This window comes from Telmatospirillum siberiense (assembly GCF_002845745.1).
GTDB classification, from domain to species: Bacteria; Pseudomonadota; Alphaproteobacteria; order Rhodospirillales; family Magnetospirillaceae; genus Telmatospirillum; species Telmatospirillum siberiense.
On the sequence record NZ_PIUM01000020.1, the window covers coordinates 1 to 16701 of the forward strand.

Annotated in this window: 16 protein-coding genes; 3 read left to right on the top strand and 13 right to left on the bottom strand. The window is 64.0% G+C overall.

Features of this window, described 5'->3' with window-relative positions; all coding sequences use genetic code 11:
• Window positions 1-357: 357 nt before the first annotated feature.
• The 3 genes from trxA to CWS72_RS16185 all read left to right on the top strand — a co-directional run bounded on the left by trxA (window position 358) and on the right by CWS72_RS16185 (window position 3295).
• The gene (gene trxA, locus CWS72_RS16175; protein ID WP_101251670.1) at window positions 358-672 is read left to right on the top strand and encodes a thioredoxin TrxA; all 315 of its coding nucleotides are present in this window, start codon (window positions 358-360) and stop codon (window positions 670-672) included.
• A gap of 127 nt (window positions 673-799) precedes the next feature.
• A complete protein-coding gene (locus CWS72_RS16180; protein WP_199175729.1) occupies window positions 800-2095 on the top strand; it encodes an MFS transporter in 1296 nt (431 codons plus the stop codon).
• 102 nt (window positions 2096-2197) lie between these two features.
• On the top strand, window positions 2198-3295 hold the full coding sequence (locus CWS72_RS16185; RefSeq protein WP_158240686.1) for a glycerol dehydrogenase: 1098 nt from the start codon (window positions 2198-2200) through the stop codon (window positions 3293-3295).
• On the opposite strand, the gene CWS72_RS16190 is transcribed toward CWS72_RS16185, so the two are convergent.
• The 13 genes from CWS72_RS16190 to aroA form a co-directional block, all read right to left on the bottom strand.
• Window positions 3231-3968: a GntR family transcriptional regulator gene (locus CWS72_RS16190; RefSeq protein ID WP_101251673.1), complete on the bottom strand. Its 738-nt coding sequence runs from the start codon at window positions 3966-3968 to the stop codon at window positions 3231-3233. The two genes, CWS72_RS16185 and CWS72_RS16190, sit on opposite strands and share 65 nt — an antisense overlap.
• Before the next feature lie 121 nt (window positions 3969-4089).
• A complete protein-coding gene (locus CWS72_RS16195; protein WP_101251674.1) occupies window positions 4090-5121 on the bottom strand; it encodes a C-terminal binding protein in 1032 nt (343 codons plus the stop codon).
• A 572-nt stretch (window positions 5122-5693) separates the two neighbouring features.
• Window positions 5694-6974 (bottom strand): bifunctional folylpolyglutamate synthase/dihydrofolate synthase, encoded by a 1281-nt coding sequence (locus tag CWS72_RS16200; protein WP_101251675.1) that lies wholly within the window; start codon window positions 6972-6974, stop codon window positions 5694-5696.
• Window positions 6967-7884 carry an acetyl-CoA carboxylase, carboxyltransferase subunit beta gene (gene accD / locus CWS72_RS16205; protein WP_101251676.1) on the bottom strand — a complete coding sequence of 306 codons (918 nt, stop codon included), beginning with the start codon at window positions 7882-7884 and terminating at the stop codon, window positions 6967-6969. The genes CWS72_RS16200 and accD overlap by 8 nt, the downstream gene beginning before the upstream one ends.
• A gap of 40 nt (window positions 7885-7924) precedes the next feature.
• Complete coding sequence (trpA, locus tag CWS72_RS16210; protein WP_101251677.1) at window positions 7925-8749, bottom strand: tryptophan synthase subunit alpha; 825 nt, start codon at window positions 8747-8749, stop codon at window positions 7925-7927.
• On the bottom strand, window positions 8746-9978 hold the full coding sequence (trpB, locus tag CWS72_RS16215; RefSeq protein WP_101251678.1) for a tryptophan synthase subunit beta: 1233 nt from the start codon (window positions 9976-9978) through the stop codon (window positions 8746-8748). Before trpB ends, trpA begins: the two co-directional genes overlap by 4 nt.
• Window positions 9979-10156: 178 nt before the next feature.
• Window positions 10157-10810, bottom strand: coding sequence for a phosphoribosylanthranilate isomerase (locus CWS72_RS16220; protein ID WP_101251679.1), 654 nt, complete (start codon window positions 10808-10810; stop codon window positions 10157-10159).
• Entirely contained in the window at window positions 10807-11526 is a 720-nt protein-coding gene (gene pyrF, locus CWS72_RS16225; protein ID WP_101251680.1) for an orotidine-5'-phosphate decarboxylase, read from the bottom strand. Before pyrF ends, CWS72_RS16220 begins: the two co-directional genes overlap by 4 nt.
• 4 nt (window positions 11527-11530) lie before the next feature.
• Window positions 11531-11860, bottom strand: coding sequence for a lipopolysaccharide assembly protein LapA domain-containing protein (locus CWS72_RS16230; protein ID WP_101251681.1), 330 nt, complete (start codon window positions 11858-11860; stop codon window positions 11531-11533).
• 49 nt (window positions 11861-11909) lie between these two features.
• Window positions 11910-12194, bottom strand: a complete 285-nt coding sequence (gene ihfB, locus CWS72_RS16235) for an integration host factor subunit beta (RefSeq protein ID WP_101251682.1) — start codon at window positions 12192-12194, stop codon at window positions 11910-11912.
• A 186-nt stretch (window positions 12195-12380) separates the two neighbouring features.
• The gene (rpsA, locus tag CWS72_RS16240; protein WP_101251683.1) at window positions 12381-14096 is read right to left on the bottom strand and encodes a 30S ribosomal protein S1; all 1716 of its coding nucleotides are present in this window, start codon (window positions 14094-14096) and stop codon (window positions 12381-12383) included.
• Window positions 14097-14229: 133 nt separating this feature from the next.
• Complete coding sequence (locus tag CWS72_RS16245) at window positions 14230-14859, bottom strand: (d)CMP kinase (RefSeq protein WP_101251684.1); 630 nt, start codon at window positions 14857-14859, stop codon at window positions 14230-14232.
• A gap of 454 nt (window positions 14860-15313) precedes the next feature.
• A complete protein-coding gene (aroA, locus tag CWS72_RS16255) occupies window positions 15314-16651 on the bottom strand; it encodes a 3-phosphoshikimate 1-carboxyvinyltransferase (RefSeq protein ID WP_101251686.1) in 1338 nt (445 codons plus the stop codon).
• Window positions 16652-16701 lie beyond the last annotated feature (50 nt).

Below are 16701 nucleotides of genomic sequence, written 5' to 3' on the forward strand. Positions count from 1 at the left end.
AGAGGTTCGCCGTCAAATACCCGAGGTGGGAGCCGTATGCGGGAAAGCCGCACGTACGGATCTGTGCGGGGGGCGCTCAGCAATGAGCGTCCCTACCGCGATCCCCGAAGCGTAACGGAGGAAGCCCGAGGTGGACGGATGTCCGCCGCCCGGCGTGTGAGGGACAAAAATTTAAAGCAGGGCAACCGGGTTCACCCGATTGCCCTGCGCCCCCTTGCCGCAGGACGGTTTCATGGCCAGATTAAGGGTCGTCGTCCGCGATCCTGCCGCGCCTTGACGGAGGGGTCCGGCAAACTTTAGAGTCGCGGCTCAAGATTCGAAGGCCCTGCGCCTGGTCGCTGCAAAGGTAGGAAGATAATGAAACATATCACGGATAGCTCGTTTGAGGCGGACGTGCTCAAGGCGGGCGGACCGGTGCTCGTGGACTTCTGGGCGGAGTGGTGCGGTCCCTGCCGGCAGATCGCCCCGGCCTTGGAGGAGTTGTCCACCGAACTGGTCGGCAAGATCACCGTCACCAAAATCAACATCGATGAAAACCCGCAGACCCCCAGCAAATACGGTGTCCGCGGAATTCCGACGCTGATGATCTTCAAGGACGGTCAGGTCGCCGCCACCAAGATCGGCGCCCTGCCGAAGAGCAAGCTCTACGAGTGGGTCCAGTCGGTGCTCTAAGGCGGCCGGCACCCCTCGTCGATGTCACAGGCCCCGCCTCCGCCAGGAGAGCGGGGCTTTTTTTAACTCCTCCGCCTCGGCGATGGGAGTCGTATGATGAGAGTGGTCACCCTGGGGAGAAATAAGCGTGGAACCGGCGCCGGCGGCTGAAAACATTCCCCCACGTCCGACCACCATGGGTGCCAAGGCGATTGCCGCCGCCACGGTGGGCAACCTGCTGGAAATCTACGACTTCATTGCCTACGCCATGTTCGCCGTACCGATTTCCAAGGCTTTTTTCCCGCCGGGTAACGACTATGTCGCCCTGATCCTGACCTTCGTGACCTTTGGCATGGGGTTTCTGGCCCGGCCGCTGGGTGCGCTCGTCATCGGCGCCTATGCCGACCGGCATGGCCGGAAGGGCGCCTTGAGCGTGACGATCCTGATGATGGCGGCCGGGACCGCCGTCATCGCTTTTTGCCCGACCTACCACAGCATCGGGCTGGCCGCCCCCATTCTGGTCACCCTGGGGCGTATCCTCCAGGGGTTCTCGGCGGGCGGCGAAGTCGGCGGAGCGGTGGCCACGCTGCTCGAAAATGCGCCGTTGAAGCGGCGCGGCTTTTATTCCGCCCTCCAGCAGACGTCGCAAGGCTGCGCCGTCCTCGTCACCGGCCTCGTCGGCGTCGTGATGACCCAATTGTTTTCGCAAGACGAGATCATGAACGGCTTCTGGCGAATAGCCTTCATGATCGGACTGCTGATCGCGCCCGTCGGCTTCTATATCCGCTCGCGCGTCGAGGAGACGCCGGCCTTCCTGTCGGTCAGGAAAGAGGCGCGGGAGTCACGCATATTGACGCTCGTCGTCCGCCATATCCGCTCCGTTCTCCTCGGCATCTTGGTCATGGTGCTGTGGACGGTCGCCACTTATGTCTCCAATTATTTCACCACCTACGCCGTTCGCGAAATTCATCTCAGTCTGCAGCAAAGCTACATCGGCCAGATTTCCTACGGCATCACCATGCTGATCGTCTGCCCCCTGGCTGGCCGGCTGAGCGACGCCGTCGGCCGGCTCCGCTGCCTGATAACGGGCGCCATCGGCATCGGCCTCGTCGCCTATCCGGCCTTCTGGTTCCTGATCAATCATCCCGGTCTCGGCAGTCTTTGCCTCGCCCAGATCTCCATCGCTCTTTTCCTGGCGCTTTACGCCAGTACCGCATCGACCGTCCTCGGGGAGCTTTTCCCCACCACGGTCAGGGCCACGGGCGTCTCCCTGTCCTATTCGTTCGGAGTGACGATCTTCGGCGGCTTCACGCCGGTCATCGTGACGGCGCTGCTGGGCTACACCGGCGATAAACTGGCCATCGCCTATTATCTGATCGGCGCGGCCCTGTTCAGTATCCTTCCCCTACTTTTGATGCGACGGCGCCCAGCCCTCCCGGCATAGCCGTCTTGACATTCTGTATGCCAGCATGCTGTATGTCAGTCTTCAAGATCAGCCTTGATGTCATTCCCGTCCCAGGGGGCAAGGCATTGGGAGGAATCGCCAATGATAAGAACGTCCGTTTTCCCCAGACGCTATGTGCAAGGCGCCGGGGCGCTGCATCAACTCGGTCCGGAACTCAAGCGGTTGGGCAGCAAGGTGTTCGCCCTGGTCGATCATTTCGTCGCCGACCAGATCACACCCTATCTCGACGGCTTGACCGACGTTTCCGTCGTCAGCCATCTCTTCACCGGCCATTGCACTCATCCGATCATCGAAAATATCGCCGCCATCGCCAAGAAAAGCGACGCCACGGTCCTGGTGGCCTTCGGCGGTGGCAGCGTCCTCGACGTCGGCCGCTCGGCGGCATCGGCAGCGGGCATGGCTTTCGTCAGTGCCCCGACCATTGCCGCGTCCGATGCCCCCTGTTCGGGAATTTCCATTGTCTATGACGAGAACGGCGTGATGAGCGGACGGCTCACTCTACGCAATCCCGACCTGGTGATCGTCGATACGGCCCTGATCGCCAAGGCCCCCGTCCGATTTTTCGCCGCCGGCATCGGCGACGGCCTGGCGACCTGGTATGAAGCGGATTCCTGTCGCCGCTCCCATTCGGGCACCATTTCCGGGGTCACCGGAACTGCCCTGGCCCACGCGGCCGCCAGGCTCTGCCGCGACACCATTCTCGAGCGCGGACGCCAGGCGGTGAACGATTGCCGGGCGCATCTGGCCACGCCGGACCTGGACGCCGTCGTCGAAGCGACCGTCCTGCTGTCGGGCATTGGCTTCGAATCCGGCGGTCTGGGGGCGGCTCATGCCATCCATAATGGATTGACCATGCTGCCGCAGACGGCCCGCTACATGCACGGCGAGAAAGTCGCCTTCGGTCTGCTCGCCTCCCTTTTCCTGTCCGAACGCGCCGAGGAGGAACGCCGCGCCCTGTTCGCGTTCTGCCGCGACGTCGGATTGCCGGTCCGGCTGAGCCAGATCGCCTGCGACGCCGGCGACGACGAAGCCCTGACGACCGTCGCGGCCAAGGCTTGCCAGCCCGGATCCAACATCCACAACGAACCTTTTCCGGTCACCCCGGATATGGTGGTCACGGCGTTGAAGGCAGCCGATCTTTTTGGAGCGCACTATTCGGCCGCATCCCCTTCGGAGTAACGCCGCCATCCCGGCCGGAGAGACCGTCGTCGAGATTCCAGAACGACCCCTCTCTCCGGGCGATATGGGCGTCGAGCAGTTCCAGCGCCTCGCCCAACCCGCCCCGCGCGATTAGCTCGGACAAGCGCAAATGCTCGGCGAACCCTTTCTTCAAATGGTCGGGATGGGAGCCGAGGCGGTTCCGCAGCGCGGCGATTTTCGACGCGACCGTCTGATAGGCGTCGTTGAGAAAGACATTGTCCGCATGGTCGAAAATCCGCTGATGAAACTGCGTGTCGAGCCGCAGATAGGCCCGGGTCTGGCCCGTCTCGCGGGCCTCGGTCATCCGCCTCGTCGTTTCGGCCAGGGCGGCGGCCAGATCCTTCCGGCGCCGCTCCATCGCCAAGGCCAGCGCCTTGGCCTCAAGGCAACAACGCACATCGCAGATATCGGCGAAATCTTTCGGTCCCAGGGTAAAGACGCGGGTGTTTTTTTGCGGTTCGGCGAAGACCAGGCCTTCGATTTCCAGGCGGGCGAAGGCTTCCCGGACGGGGGTCCGGCTGACGTCCAGGCGGCTGGCGATCTTCGACTCGGACAAGGCTTCGCCCAGCTCCAACTCACCCTCGACGATGGAATGGCGCAGGGTGTTGGTGACAAGCTCGGTCAGCGACTTCGCACGTTCTATGCGCTCCATCCAATCCTTCCTTCGAATTCAATGGGCGCCGCCGATTGCCCTTTTTTAATGAAATATCCAACGCCCGAAGGCCTACCCTCCGGGCGTCATCATGGACCAGAACCGTCGTCGGGCCAACCCGTCAGGCGCGCATCCGGGACCGGTCGAGCAGGTCTCCATTGACGAGATTGCGCAGTTTTCCCTCGGTCAGATAGGTCATCACCGTCTCGATCGACAAACGGCGGGCGTCAAAGCGGCTTTCCGGGCTGTTCCAGGCGCCGTGCGGGGTCAGCAAAAGGCGTCCCTTGAGCCAGTCGGCCTGGGCGAGATAATCGCGAATGAGCGGCTCATCGGGTGAAGGCGGTTCCGTGGGCAGCACATCGAGCGCCGCGCCGGCAACCTGTCCGCTCCGCAAGGCCTGATGAAGCGCGTCGAGATCGACGACCGGCCCGCGGGCGGTATTGAGGAACAGGGCTCCCGGCTTCATGGCGGCGAAGGCCGCCGCATTCATCAAACCGGTAGTTTCCGGGGTCAGAGGGCAGTGCAGGCTGACGATATCGCTGAGGCCGAGGAGGGCTTCGAGCGATTCGACCCGTTGCACGCCGACGGCGATCTCGGTTCCCCGCGACACATAAGGATCATAGACGACCACATGCAGTCCGAAGGCTTTCGCCCGCAAGGCGGTCGCCGTTCCGATACGGCCGAGACCGACCAGACCGAGCGTGGTGCCCCGGATGCGCCGCATGCAGGTCGTTTCCGGATATTGCCAGGGACTGCGGATGTCCCGGCGCATGCGATCCTGAAATTCGGGAATGCCGCGGGCCAACGACAGCAGAAAGGCGATGGTGTGATCGGCCACTTCGCTGGTGCCGTAGTCGGGCGTGTTGCACACCGGAATTCCGGCGGCGGCGGCATCCTCCAGATTGATATGGTTGAACCCCACCCCGGCCCGCACGATGACGCGGCACTTTTTCGCCTTCCCGATCAGAGTCCGATCGATCTTCATCTCGTGCCAGACGAGGAAAGCGTCGCATGCCTCGAGATCCTCCAGCGGAATCGCCGCCGGGTCGCGCGTGCGGTGAAGACGGAATTCGACGTCCGGACCGGCGACTTTCCGTTCAACGAGAGCGTCATCCGGGTATTGGGCATCCGGGGTCAGGATGGTGAAACGCATTCTGGATTCTCTCCTTCCACTTATTTTTACATTTTATCTCAAGGTATTATGTCCTGACGCGAGGACCGGAATGCCGGTCATCGCCCAGGTGCGTGGCAATTCGGCAGACAGACCGTGTCTGTGACATTCTGTATGTCAGTATGCTAGTTTTCCGGATCCAATTGAAGTCAAATATGGCGATGAGGACCGATGCGATGACCGTTACGATAGCGGTCTGAATTCGTGGCCGCTTAACCCTCGCCCGCTTTGCGGGAGAGGGTGGCCGCTTTAGCGGCCGGGTGAGGGGGACTTAGCGTCCGCGCCACATAAAGACTTGTTTGTTTCTGCACACTTCTTCCGCGCTCGACGCGCGCAAGTCCCCTCTCCCGCAAGGGGCGAGGGTTAAGGCGTCCCTGCCGGTGTTCCGGCGGAAGCCGGAAAGGGTCCGCCTGTCGGCGGATCACCGGCACGGAGAGACCGGTGCCACTGTTTTATCCAAGGATGACAATGCACTGATAAGACGACAAATTAGCCATGCGTGAATGCCATAGCCTACAAGGGGCGGGCTTATCCTGCACTTATAGGCGAACCCGTCAGCCATTCTCGGCCAGCACCGTGCCGGCCAGATAGAGGCTGCCGCAAATCAGGATGCGGCCGACATCGGGTTTTCCGCACAGATCCGCCAAGGCGTCCGCCACGCTGGCGGCGGGCTCGGCGACCAGCCCTTCGTCGCGCGCCGCGGCACAGACCTGTTCGGCGCTCCGCGAATGGGCCTCACCGGGAATGGAGACACCCTTCATGCGACGGACCAGCGGCGCCAGGGGGGAGAAGAACCCCCGGCTGTCCTTGGTATCCAGCATCCCGGCGACCAGATCGAGCGATCGGTCGGTCCAGTTTTCCGCGATGAACCGGGCCAGCGCCTGACCGGCCGAGGGATTGTGTCCACCGTCCAGCCACAATTCGGCGCCGTCGGGCAAACAGGAGATCAGCGGACCGCGGCGCAGCCGCTGCAATCTCGCCGGCCATTCGGCCTGCCGCAGGCCGGCGGCCAGGGTGGCGGTGGCCGGCGCCATGACGCCCGCCAGAAGCCTGGTCGCGGCGACCGCCAGACCGGCGTTGTGGATCTGGTGCGGACCGGGCAGGGCGGGAAGAGGAAGGGAAACCACTTCCGCCCCCATGATAAAGCGGAATCCGCCGGGGGTCGGCTCGACCCGCCAATCGCGATCCTCGACGAACAGCGGGACGTCCAGGGCCTCGGCGCGCCGGCCGATGACGGCCATCGCCTCCGGCTCCTGACGTGCCGAAACGCAGGGAACGCCCGGTTTCATGATGCCGGCCTTCTCGAAGGCGATGGCGTCCAGGCTGTCGCCAAGGAAGGCCTGATGGTCGAAGGATACCGGCGTCAACAGGGTGAGCGCCGGCCGCTCGATGACGTTGGTGGCGTCGAAACGGCCGCCGAGACCGGTTTCCAACAGGCAAAGATCGGCCGAAGCGCGGGAGAAGGCCAGGAAGGCGGCCGCCGTGGTGATTTCGAAAAAGGTGATCGGACGGCCGGCGTTCCGCTCTTCGCACAGGGCCAGGATGCCGTCCAATGCCGCATCATCGATGATTTCCCCGGCGACGCGGATGCGCTCGGCGAACCGCACCAGATGCGGCGAGGTATAGACGTGAACGTCCTTCCCCGCCGCCTCGGCGATGGATCTGAGATAGGCGAGCGTCGAGCCCTTGCCATTGGTGCCGGCGACATGCACCACCGGTGGCAGGGTCCGTTCCGGATGGCCGAGGGCCTCCAGCAAGCCGAGAAGGCGGTCGAGCGCCAGGTCGATGACCTTCGGATGCAGTCCCTTGAGACGCTCGAGTGTGGCGTCAATCACCCGTATCGGTCTCGAAACTATCTGGAATATCCACCGGCAGGCTCAAGACCTGGCCGGCCGGACCGCGATGGCGCAAAAGGCCGAGCAGCGTCGCCAGGGTCTCGGGCAACTTGTGGCGATGCACGACCATGTCCACCATGCCATGCTCCAGCAGATATTCGGCGCGCTGGAACCCGTCGGGGAGCTTTTCGCGAATGGTCGTCTCGATGACCCGGGCACCGGCGAAACCGATGACCGCGCCGGGTTCGGAGATATGGATGTCGCCCAGCATGGCGAAGGAGGCCGAGACGCCGCCGGTGGTCGGATCGGTGAGCAGGACGATGTAGGGAAGCCCCTTCTCCTTCACCTTGTCGACGGCGACGGTCGTGCGCGCCATCTGCATCAGGCTCAGAATTCCTTCCTGCATACGGGCACCGCCCGACGCCGGAATGAGGATCAGGGCGGCGTCCTGCAATATGGCCAGTTCGGCGGCGGCGACGATGCCGTCACCGACGGCCATGCCCATGGATCCGCCCATGAAGGCGAAATTGAAGGCGGCGATCACCGTGTTGGTGCCGCCGATCTTGCCATGGGCGACAACGATGGCGTCCTGCTCCGAGGTCTTGGCCTGAGAATCCCGCAGACGGTCGACATAGCGCTTGCTGTCGCGGAACTTCAGCGGATCGACCACGCTCTTCGGCAATTCGATGCGCTGATATTGGCCGCCATCGAACAGCGAGGCGAGGCGCGCCTTCACCTCCAGACGCATGTGATGGTCGCAATGCGGGCAGACCGACAAGGTCTTGGCGAGATCGCGATGAAAAATCATATGGCCGCATTGCGGGCATTTATCCCACAGATTTTCCGGCACCTCGCGCGGACGAACCAGTCGCTGGATCTTCGGACGAACGAAATTGGTAAGCCAATTCATGGAACTAGTCCTGCTCTCATCTGCATCATCTGCGGAGTATTCAAGCCTTCACCAGCCGCAGACCCGCGGACAGTTCACCGACGAAGGCCAGCACCTCACCGACCAGGCCGGGCTTGGGCTTGCCGTCCGGCATCAGGCCATCGGCCAGTTTTTGCACGATGGCCGATCCGACCACCGCGGCATCGGCGAGCTTGCCGACCGCCGTCACCTGTTCGGCCGTTTTCAGTCCGAAACCGACCGCGATCGGCAGGGAGGTATGCCGGCGCAGACGCGCCATGGCCCCGCCGATGGTATCCAGGCTGGCCGAGGCCGTGCCGGTAACACCGGCGATCGAGACGTAATAGACGAAGCCGGAAGCGCTGGCCAGGACGACGGGCAGACGCGCGTCGTCGGTGGTCGGAGCCGTCAGGAAGATGAAATCGATTCCCTGATCGCGGGCCGGCCCGGCCAATTCCTCGGCCTCCTCCGGCGGCAGATCGACGATGATCAGGCCGTCGACGCCAGCGGCGGCGGCCTCCACACAGAAAGGGGCCACGCCATGGGCGTGAACGGGATTGTAATACCCCATCAGGATGATCGGCGTCAGTTGGTCCTTGGTCCGGAATTTACGGACCATCTCCAGGGTGCTGACCAGATTGGCGCCGCCGTTCAACGCCCGGAGCGACGAGGCTTGGATGGCCGGTCCGTCGGCCATCGGATCGGAAAAGGGCATGCCGATCTCGATCAGGTCCGCACCGGCGGCCGGCAACCCGTCGAGCAGGGCCTGGCCGGTGGCGCGATCCGGATCGCCGGCGGTCAGAAAGGTGACCAGCCCGGCCCGGCCTTCGGCCTTGAGCGCGGCGAAACGTCCCGCGATGCGGCTCATGACAGATCTCCCGGGGGAAGGGCCCCATCGGCGAGGGCCTTGGCCACCGTCGCCACATCCTTGTCGCCACGACCCGAGAGCGATACCACCATCAGATGATCAGGCCCGAGATCACGGGCGACCGTCTTCGCATAAGCGATGGCATGAGATGATTCCAGCGCCGGAATGATTCCTTCGAGGCTCGTCGTCAATTGAAAAGCCTCAAGGGCTTGATGATCGGTCGCCGAGACGTATTTGACGCGGCCGATATCGTTCAGCCAAGCGTGTTCCGGGCCGATGCCGGGATAGTCGAGGCCGGCCGAAATGGAATGGGCTTCGTTGATCTGGCCATCATCGGTCTGCAGCAGATAGGTCCGGTTGCCGTGCAACACCCCAGGAGCGCCGCCCTTCAGCGAGGCGGCGTGCTTCGCGGTGTCCAGGCCGTAGCCGGCCGCCTCGACGCCGAAGATCTGCACGTCCGAATCGTCGAGGAAAGGATGAAACAGGCCCATGGCGTTGGACCCGCCGCCGATGCAGGCCACCAGGGAATCCGGCAGCCGCCCCTCGGCGGCCATGATCTGCGTGCGGGTTTCCTCGCCGATCACCGACTGGAAATCGCGTACCATGGCCGGGAAGGGATGCGGCCCCGCCACCGTGCCGATCATGTAATAGGTATCGTCGACATGCGCCACCCAGTCGCGCATGGCGTCGTTCATGGCGTCCTTCAGGGTTCCGGCTCCCGAGGTGACCGGCCGGACCTCGGCGCCGAGCAGCTTCATGCGGTAGACGTTGGGCGCCTGCCGCTCGATGTCGGTGGCCCCCATGAAGATGATGCATTTGAGGCCGAACAGCGCGCAGACGGTGGCCGTCGCCACGCCATGCTGGCCGGCGCCGGTCTCGGCGATGATGCGCCGCTTGCCCATGCGCTTGGCCAGAAGGATCTGGCCCATGCAATTGTTGATCTTGTGGGCGCCCGTATGGTTCAGGTCTTCGCGCTTCAGATAGATCTTGGCGCCGCCGAACGCCTCGGTCAGACGCTGGGCGAAATAGAGCGGACTCGGACGGCCGACATAGTTCGACAGATAATAGGAGAGTTCCGCCACGAAGCCCGGATCGGCTTTGGCGGCGGCGTAGGCCCGCTCGACGGAGAGGATCAGCGGCATCAGGGTCTCGGCGACATAGCGTCCGCCATAAATGCCGAAATGCCCGCGCTCATCGGGACCCGCGCGAAGGGTGTTCCTGTTCTGCATAAACCTGCCTAATCGGCTCGAAAGGTGGCTAATAAAGCACAAACCGGCGACGATGCGGAGAAATTTTCGAGCCCTCTAAACGCCAAGGCGCCGAACGGACTCGGGAAAGATCGCTATGGTGTCTCCAGGGTCTGGCTGAACCGCCAAGGCTTCAAGACGGCAAGGACCACACCGGCCCCTATTTTCCTTTCGCGGCCGCAATGAATTTGGCGATGAGGTCGGCGTCCTTTACCCCCGGCGCGCTTTCAACGCCGGAGGAGACGTCCACCGCCTTGGCGCCCGAAAGACGGATCGCCTCGGCCACGTTCGCTTCCGTCAGTCCTCCGGCCAGAAACCAGGGACAGGGCCACTTGCGGTCCTTGAGGATGCTCCAGTCGAAGGCCTGCGCGTTGCCGCCGGGGCGCGAGGCCCCGGCCGGCGCCTTGGCGTCGAACATCAGCCAGTCGGCCACCTCGGCATAGGCTGCCGCGGCATCGAGATCGGCCGCGGCGGAAATCCCCACCGCCTTGATCACCGGCATGCCGAATTCCTGCCGGACCTGCTCCACGCGTTCGGGCGTCTCGGCTCCGTGCAACTGAAAGAAATCCAAACGGACCTGGTTCATCACCTCGTTCAACAAGGCATCGTCCGGCTCGACGAAGAGACCGACCTTGCGCACCTCTTCGGGGACCCATTGCAGGATCTCGGCGGCGCGGAGGGGCGACAGCCCGCGCGGACTCTTATCGAAGAAGACCACTCCCAGGAAATCGGCGCCGGCCTCAAGCGCCGCCTCCACCGCATCCTCGTCGGTCAAGCCGCAAATCTTCACCTTGACCGGATCGGTCCGGCTCACGATATCGCCCCCGCCAGTTCGTCCTGGATACGACGCGCCGCCTCCGCCGGATCGGCGGCGGCGGTGATCGGCCGGCCGATCACCAGCCAGTCCGCGCCCTTGGCCAGGGCTTCAGCCGGGGTCAGGACGCGCTTCTGATCGTTGGCCGCCGCCCAGGCCGGACGGATGCCCGGAATGACCAGGCGGAATTCGGGGCCGCATTGGGCACGCAGAACATCGACCTCGTGTGGCGAACAGACGACGCCGTCCACTCCGGCTTCCTGGGCCAGGGCGGCCAGACGCCTGACCTGATCGACCAGGGGACCGGTCACGCCGCTTTGCGCCAGATCGTCCTGACTCATGCTGGTGAGCACGGTGACGGCCAGCAACTGGGGCCGCGCCACCCCCCATTTCGTCGCGGCGTCCGCCGCCGCGTCGACGGCCGCCTTCATCATCTCGCGACCGCCGCAGGCATGCAGGGTGGCCATCTGGGGACCCAACCGTACAGCACCACGAACGGCACCCGCCACGGTGTTCGGAATATCGTGGAATTTAAGATCGAGAAACAGCGGCAAACCGCCGTCGGACACCGCGCGCACCCCCTCTGGGCCATTGGCCGAAAAGAATTCGAGACCAAGCTTCAAGCCGCCGACCAGACCGGCCAGACGCCGCGACAAGGCCAGCGCCGCCTGGGGATCGGTGGTATCCAGGGCGCAAAAGACGGGATTACGGGTCATGGTATTAAGCACGGTCTCCGGATAAAGGCGGCGGAAGCGCCAAATCGGCCGGCGAAGCGGATGGCCTCGCCGCCTCCAACTGACGTTCGAGATCGGCCACGCGCTTCGTCTGCCGGCGGGCGGTCCGGCGATATTTCAATCCCTTGAAGCCGGCAAACGCGGCACCCGCCAGAAAACCGGCGATCAGCGGCGCCAGCGCGATCAGATAGACCGGCAGATCCATTCCGTCTTCGAACGGCCACAGGCCGATGATCGCCCCTTGGCGATTGGATAGGGCGAACAGCACAACGACGACGGCCAGGGGCAAACCCACAACCCACGAGACGATCTTCACCGGGGCCCCATATCGCTCAGGGCAAACCGCGCGTCGACGGATACGGGCGTCATTTTCCCGTGTTCAGCCGCTCGCGCAACAATTTGCCGGTTTTAAAAAACGGAACGGCCTTTTCCGAAACGTCGACGGATTGGCCGGTCCTGGGATTGCGCCCCAGACGAGCGTCACGCCTTTTCACCGAAAAGGCTCCGAACCCACGCAGTTCAACGCGATCGCCACGCGATAGCGCGGTGGCGATTTCATCGAAAATGGTGGTAACGATCCGCTCGACGTCGCGCTGGTAGAGATGAGGATTCAACTCCGCCAGGCGGGCGATCAGCTCCGACTTGGTCATGGGCGTTTCTGGCTCCTGGCTTGAGAGGTAATCTCAGATACGCGGAAGAGCCTGCCAAAGCCTGGGCTCACCGTCAAGATAAGCCTTTATGATGGTTAGTTTTTTTATAAAACCGCCGGACGTGAAAAAGGCGCCCCGGTATCCCCGAGGCGCCCTTTTCCTGGTTCAAGCGTCAGTCCGCAAGACTTACTTGTCTTCCGAATGAGCCTTCTCTTCCTTGGCGCGGTTGAAGGCCGCACCCAGGATATCGCCCAGCGAGGCGCCCGAATCGGACGAACCGAATTCGGCCATCGCCTGCTTCTCTTCCTCGATCTCGCGAGCCTTGACCGACAGGGTGACCTTGCGGGTCGCCTTGTCGATGGCGGTCACCTTGGCGTCGAGCTTCTCGCCGACGGCGAAGCGATCCGGACGCTGATCGGAACGATCGCGCGCCAGCTCGTTCTTGCGGATGAAGCCGGTCAGACCGTCGACGGCCACTTCCAGGCCGTTCTCGGTAACCTGGGTCACCGTGCAGGTCACCACGTCGCCCTTCTTGACATGGGCGATGGCTTCCTTGAACGGATCGGCGCCGAGCTGCTTGATGCCGAGGCTGATGCGTTCCTTCTCGACATCGACATCCAGGACCTTGGCCTTGACCATGTCGGCCTTCTTGAAGTCGAGAATGGCTTGCTCGCCGGGACGCTCCCAGGCGATGTCGGACAGATGGACCATGCCGTCGATCTCGCCGGGCAGGCCGATGAACAGGCCGAACTCGGTGATGTTCTTGACCTCGCCCTCGACCTCGGTTCCGATGGGGAACTTCTCGAGGAAGCCTTCCCACGGATTGGCCATGGTCTGCTTGAGGCCCAGGCTGATGCGGCGCTTCTGGGCGTCGACGTCGAGCACCAGAACCTCGACCTCCTGGGAGGTGGAGACGATCTTGCCGGGATGGACGTTCTTCTTGGTCCAGGACATCTCGGAGACGTGCACCAGACCTTCGACACCGGCTTCCAGCTCGACGAAGGCGCCGTAGTCGGTGATGTTGGTGACGCGGCCGACGAACTTGGCACCCACCGGATACTTCTGCTCGACGCCATCCCACGGATCGGCCTCAAGCTGCTTGATGCCGAGGCTGATGCGCTGAGTCTCGGAGTTGAAGCGGATGACCTGCACCTTGACCGACTGGCCGATGTGCAGCGCTTCCGACGGATGGTTGATGCGCTTCCAGGCGATGTCGGTGACATGCAGAAGACCATCGACGCCACCCAGGTCGACGAAGGCGCCGTAATCGGTGATGTTCTTCACCACGCCCTCGAGGATCTGGCCTTCCTTCAGGCTTTCGATCAGCTCGGAACGCTGTTCGGCGCGGGTCTCTTCGAGAACGGCGCGACGCGACACCACGATGTTGCCGCGCGAACGGTCCATCTTCAGGATCTGGAAGGGCTGCGGGGTGCCCATCAGCGGGCCGATGTCGCGGACGGGGCGGATATCCACCTGGCTGCCCGGCAGGAACGCCACGGCGCCCGACAAATCGACGGTGAAGCCGCCCTTGACGCGGCCGAAGATGACGCCGTTGACCCGCTGGTTGTCCTGGAAGGACTTCTCGAGCTGGGTCCAGGCTTCCTCGCGCCGGGCCTTTTCACGGCTCAGCATGACTTCGCCGTTCTTGTCCTCGTAACGCTCGATGAAAACCTCGACCTCGTCACCGGCCTTGATGTCGGCGGGACGGCCGGGGATGCCGAATTCCTTGAGCGGGATGCGTCCTTCGGACTTCAGTCCGACGTCGATCACCGCGAAGTCGCCGTCGATCTCGACAACGGTTCCTTTTACCACGGAGCCTTCGAAGGCGCCCGATTCACCGAACGTCTCGTCCAGCAGGGCCGCAAAGTCTTCCGTCGTCGCAAATTCAGTGGCAGTCGTCATAGTAAGAATTCCTTTCAGTACTTCTTTATCCGGGCCGGCCGGTTGTCTCCGGCGGTCTTCGGCGGAAAGTGAAAACACTTCGAGCCGCTCCCCCGCCGAGAGGAACGGCCACCCTGCTTCCGCGAAACCGGCGTCAGCCGGCGAAGCGTCGCTGGGAAATAATCCGCACGGCGGCGGCAAAAGCCGCATCCGCGTCCATCTCCGATGTATCCAGCAACACCGCATCGGCGGCCGGAACCAGGGGAGCCACGCTCCGCGCGGAATCACGCGCGTCGCGATCCTTCATCTCTTGAAGGACGCGCTCTCCTATAGCCGAGAGTCCCTTGTCAAGCAACTCTTTCAAGCGCCGTTCGGCACGCCTTTCCAAACTGGCCGTGACGAAGAGTTTCACGGGAGCGTCGGGGCAGACCACGGTGCCGATGTCGCGACCGTCGAGGACCGCCCCCGGCGCCCGGGCCGCATAGGCCCGCTGAAAATCGAGAAGAGCGGCGCGAACCCCCGGAATCGCCGCTACTTTCGAGGCCGCGCCGCCCGCTTCCTCGCCGCGCAGGGCGGGATCGGCGAGCCCCGCCGGATCGAGGGCCCGCGCCGCCGCCTCGGCCGCCGGCGGATCGGCCGGATCGCCGCCGGAGCGCAGCACGGCAACGCCGACGGCGCGATAAAGAGAACCGGTGTCGAGATAGTTCAGACCGAAGTGGGCGGCCAGCCGCTTCGCCAAGGTCCCCTTGCCGGCCGCAGCCGGCCCATCGATGGCGATGATCATTGTAAATAGCCCTCAAACGCCGGGCGGGGGTTTATAATTTGTCCCTCAGGCGCCGGGCGCCGGCATCCGCCGGCTTGGCTGGCGCGCCAACGATGGCGCGGGGCCTCAACGGCCCAGTCGCGGGCAAGGGTTTGTATAATTTGTCCCTCAGGCGCCGGGCGCCGGCATCCGCCGGCTTGGCTGGCGCGCCAACGATGGCGCGGGGCCTCAACGGCCCAGTCGCGGGCAAGGGTTTGTATAATTTGTCCCTCAGGCGCCGGGCGCCGGCATCCGCCGGCTTGGCTGGCGCGCCAACGATGGCGCGGGGCCTCAACGGCCCAGTCGCGGGCAAGGGTTTGTATAATTTGTCCCTCAGGCGCCGGGCGCCGGCATCCGCCGGCTTGGCTGGCGCGCCAACGATGGCGCGGGGCCTCAACGGCCCAGTCGCGGGCAAGCCCGCTCCGGTGGTTCAGCCTCATTCTGCGACCCGCGAAATCTTTGCTCCCAGGCCGTTCATCATCTCGGTGAAGCCGGGGAAGCTGGTGTCGATGGCACTGGCGTCGTCGATCTGAACCGGCCGGCGGGACGCCATGCCCATGACCAGAAAGGACATGGCGATACGGTGGTCGAGATTGACCGGGACGGACACCCCTCCTTCCGGCAGGCCGCCGTCGCCATGGACGATCAGGTCGTCGCCCTCGACCTCCAGCGTGACGCCGGCCGCCTCCAGGCCGCGCGCCATGGCCGCCAGGCGATCGCTTTCCTTCACCCGCAGTTCGGCCAGGCCGCGCATGCGGGTGGTTCCCTTGGCGAAGGCCGCGGCCACCGCCAGGATGGGATATTCGTCGATCATCGAAGGCGCCCGCTCCGGCGGCACGTCGACCCCCTTGAGTTCCGATCCCCTGACCAGCAGATCGGCCACCGGCTCGCCGCCCTCGACACGGGCGTTGGCGTAGGTGATGTCCGCGCCCATTTCCAGAAGAGTCTGATAAAGGCCGCAACGCAACGGATTGGTGCCGACCGCCTGGACGGTGATCGCCGAACCGGCAACCAACAGGGCGGCGACCACGGGAAAAGCGGCGGAGGATGGATCGGCCGGGACCTTGATGGACTGGCCGGTCAATTCAGGCTGGCCGGTCAGCGAAATCGCCCGTGCGCCATTGGCCAGGACCTCGACGGTCAGCTTCGCGCCGAATCCTCTCAGCATCAGCTCGGTATGATCGCGCGTGGCCTCCCGTTCGATCACCGTGGTGGTTCCGGGGGTATTGAGGCCGGCCAGCAGCACCGCCGACTTGACCTGGGCGGACGGCATCGGAAGCTCGTAGGAAATAGGGATGGGCGAGGCCGTACCGATGACGGCCAGCGGCAGCCGTCCACCCGAACGGCCGACGAACCCGGCCCCCATGCGGCCCAACGGCTCGGTGACGCGGCGCATCGGCCGCGAACGCAGGGAGGCATCGCCGGTGAAGACCGAGGTGAACGGGTGGCTGGCCACCAGGCCCATCAGCAACCGGGCCCCGGTTCCGGCATTGCCCATGTCGAGAACGTCCTCCGGTTCGGCCAAACCGCCGACACCGCGGCCGAACAGCGTCCAGCGCCCATCGCCGCCGCGCGTCACCTCGGCGCCCAGCGCCCGCATGGCCGCGGCCGTGCGCAGAACATCCTCGCCCTCCAACAAACCTTCGATGCTGCTTTGACCAATGGCCAGGGCGCCGAACATCAGCGCGCGATGGGAGATGGACTTGTCACCCGGAACGCGGACTTGTCCGGAGAGCGACGCGGCGGCATGGGATATCAAGGGTTTGGCGGACATGGGCAAGATTGCTTTCGCTGATCGGAACCGATGGAATATGGCTTCCTACC

Coding starts and splice junctions, on each gene's coding strand:
- trxA (WP_101251670.1), top strand. CDS start 358: ATGAAACATATCACGGATAGCTCGTTTGAGGCGGACGTGCTCAAGGCG.
- CWS72_RS16185 (WP_158240686.1), top strand. CDS start 2,198: ATGATAAGAACGTCCGTTTTCCCCAGACGCTATGTGCAAGGCGCCGGG.
- CWS72_RS16190 (WP_101251673.1), bottom strand. CDS start 3,968: ATGGAGCGCATAGAACGTGCGAAGTCGCTGACCGAGCTTGTCACCAAC.
- CWS72_RS16195 (WP_101251674.1), bottom strand. CDS start 5,121: ATGCGTTTCACCATCCTGACCCCGGATGCCCAATACCCGGATGACGCT.
- accD (WP_101251676.1), bottom strand. CDS start 7,884: ATGAATTGGCTTACCAATTTCGTTCGTCCGAAGATCCAGCGACTGGTT.
- trpA (WP_101251677.1), bottom strand. CDS start 8,749: ATGAGCCGCATCGCGGGACGTTTCGCCGCGCTCAAGGCCGAAGGCCGG.
- trpB (WP_101251678.1), bottom strand. CDS start 9,978: ATGCAGAACAGGAACACCCTTCGCGCGGGTCCCGATGAGCGCGGGCAT.
- pyrF (WP_101251680.1), bottom strand. CDS start 11,526: ATGACCCGTAATCCCGTCTTTTGCGCCCTGGATACCACCGATCCCCAG.
- ihfB (WP_101251682.1), bottom strand. CDS start 12,194: ATGACCAAGTCGGAGCTGATCGCCCGCCTGGCGGAGTTGAATCCTCAT.
- rpsA (WP_101251683.1), bottom strand. CDS start 14,096: ATGACGACTGCCACTGAATTTGCGACGACGGAAGACTTTGCGGCCCTG.
- CWS72_RS16245 (WP_101251684.1), bottom strand. CDS start 14,859: ATGATCATCGCCATCGATGGGCCGGCTGCGGCCGGCAAGGGGACCTTG.
- aroA (WP_101251686.1), bottom strand. CDS start 16,651: ATGTCCGCCAAACCCTTGATATCCCATGCCGCCGCGTCGCTCTCCGGA.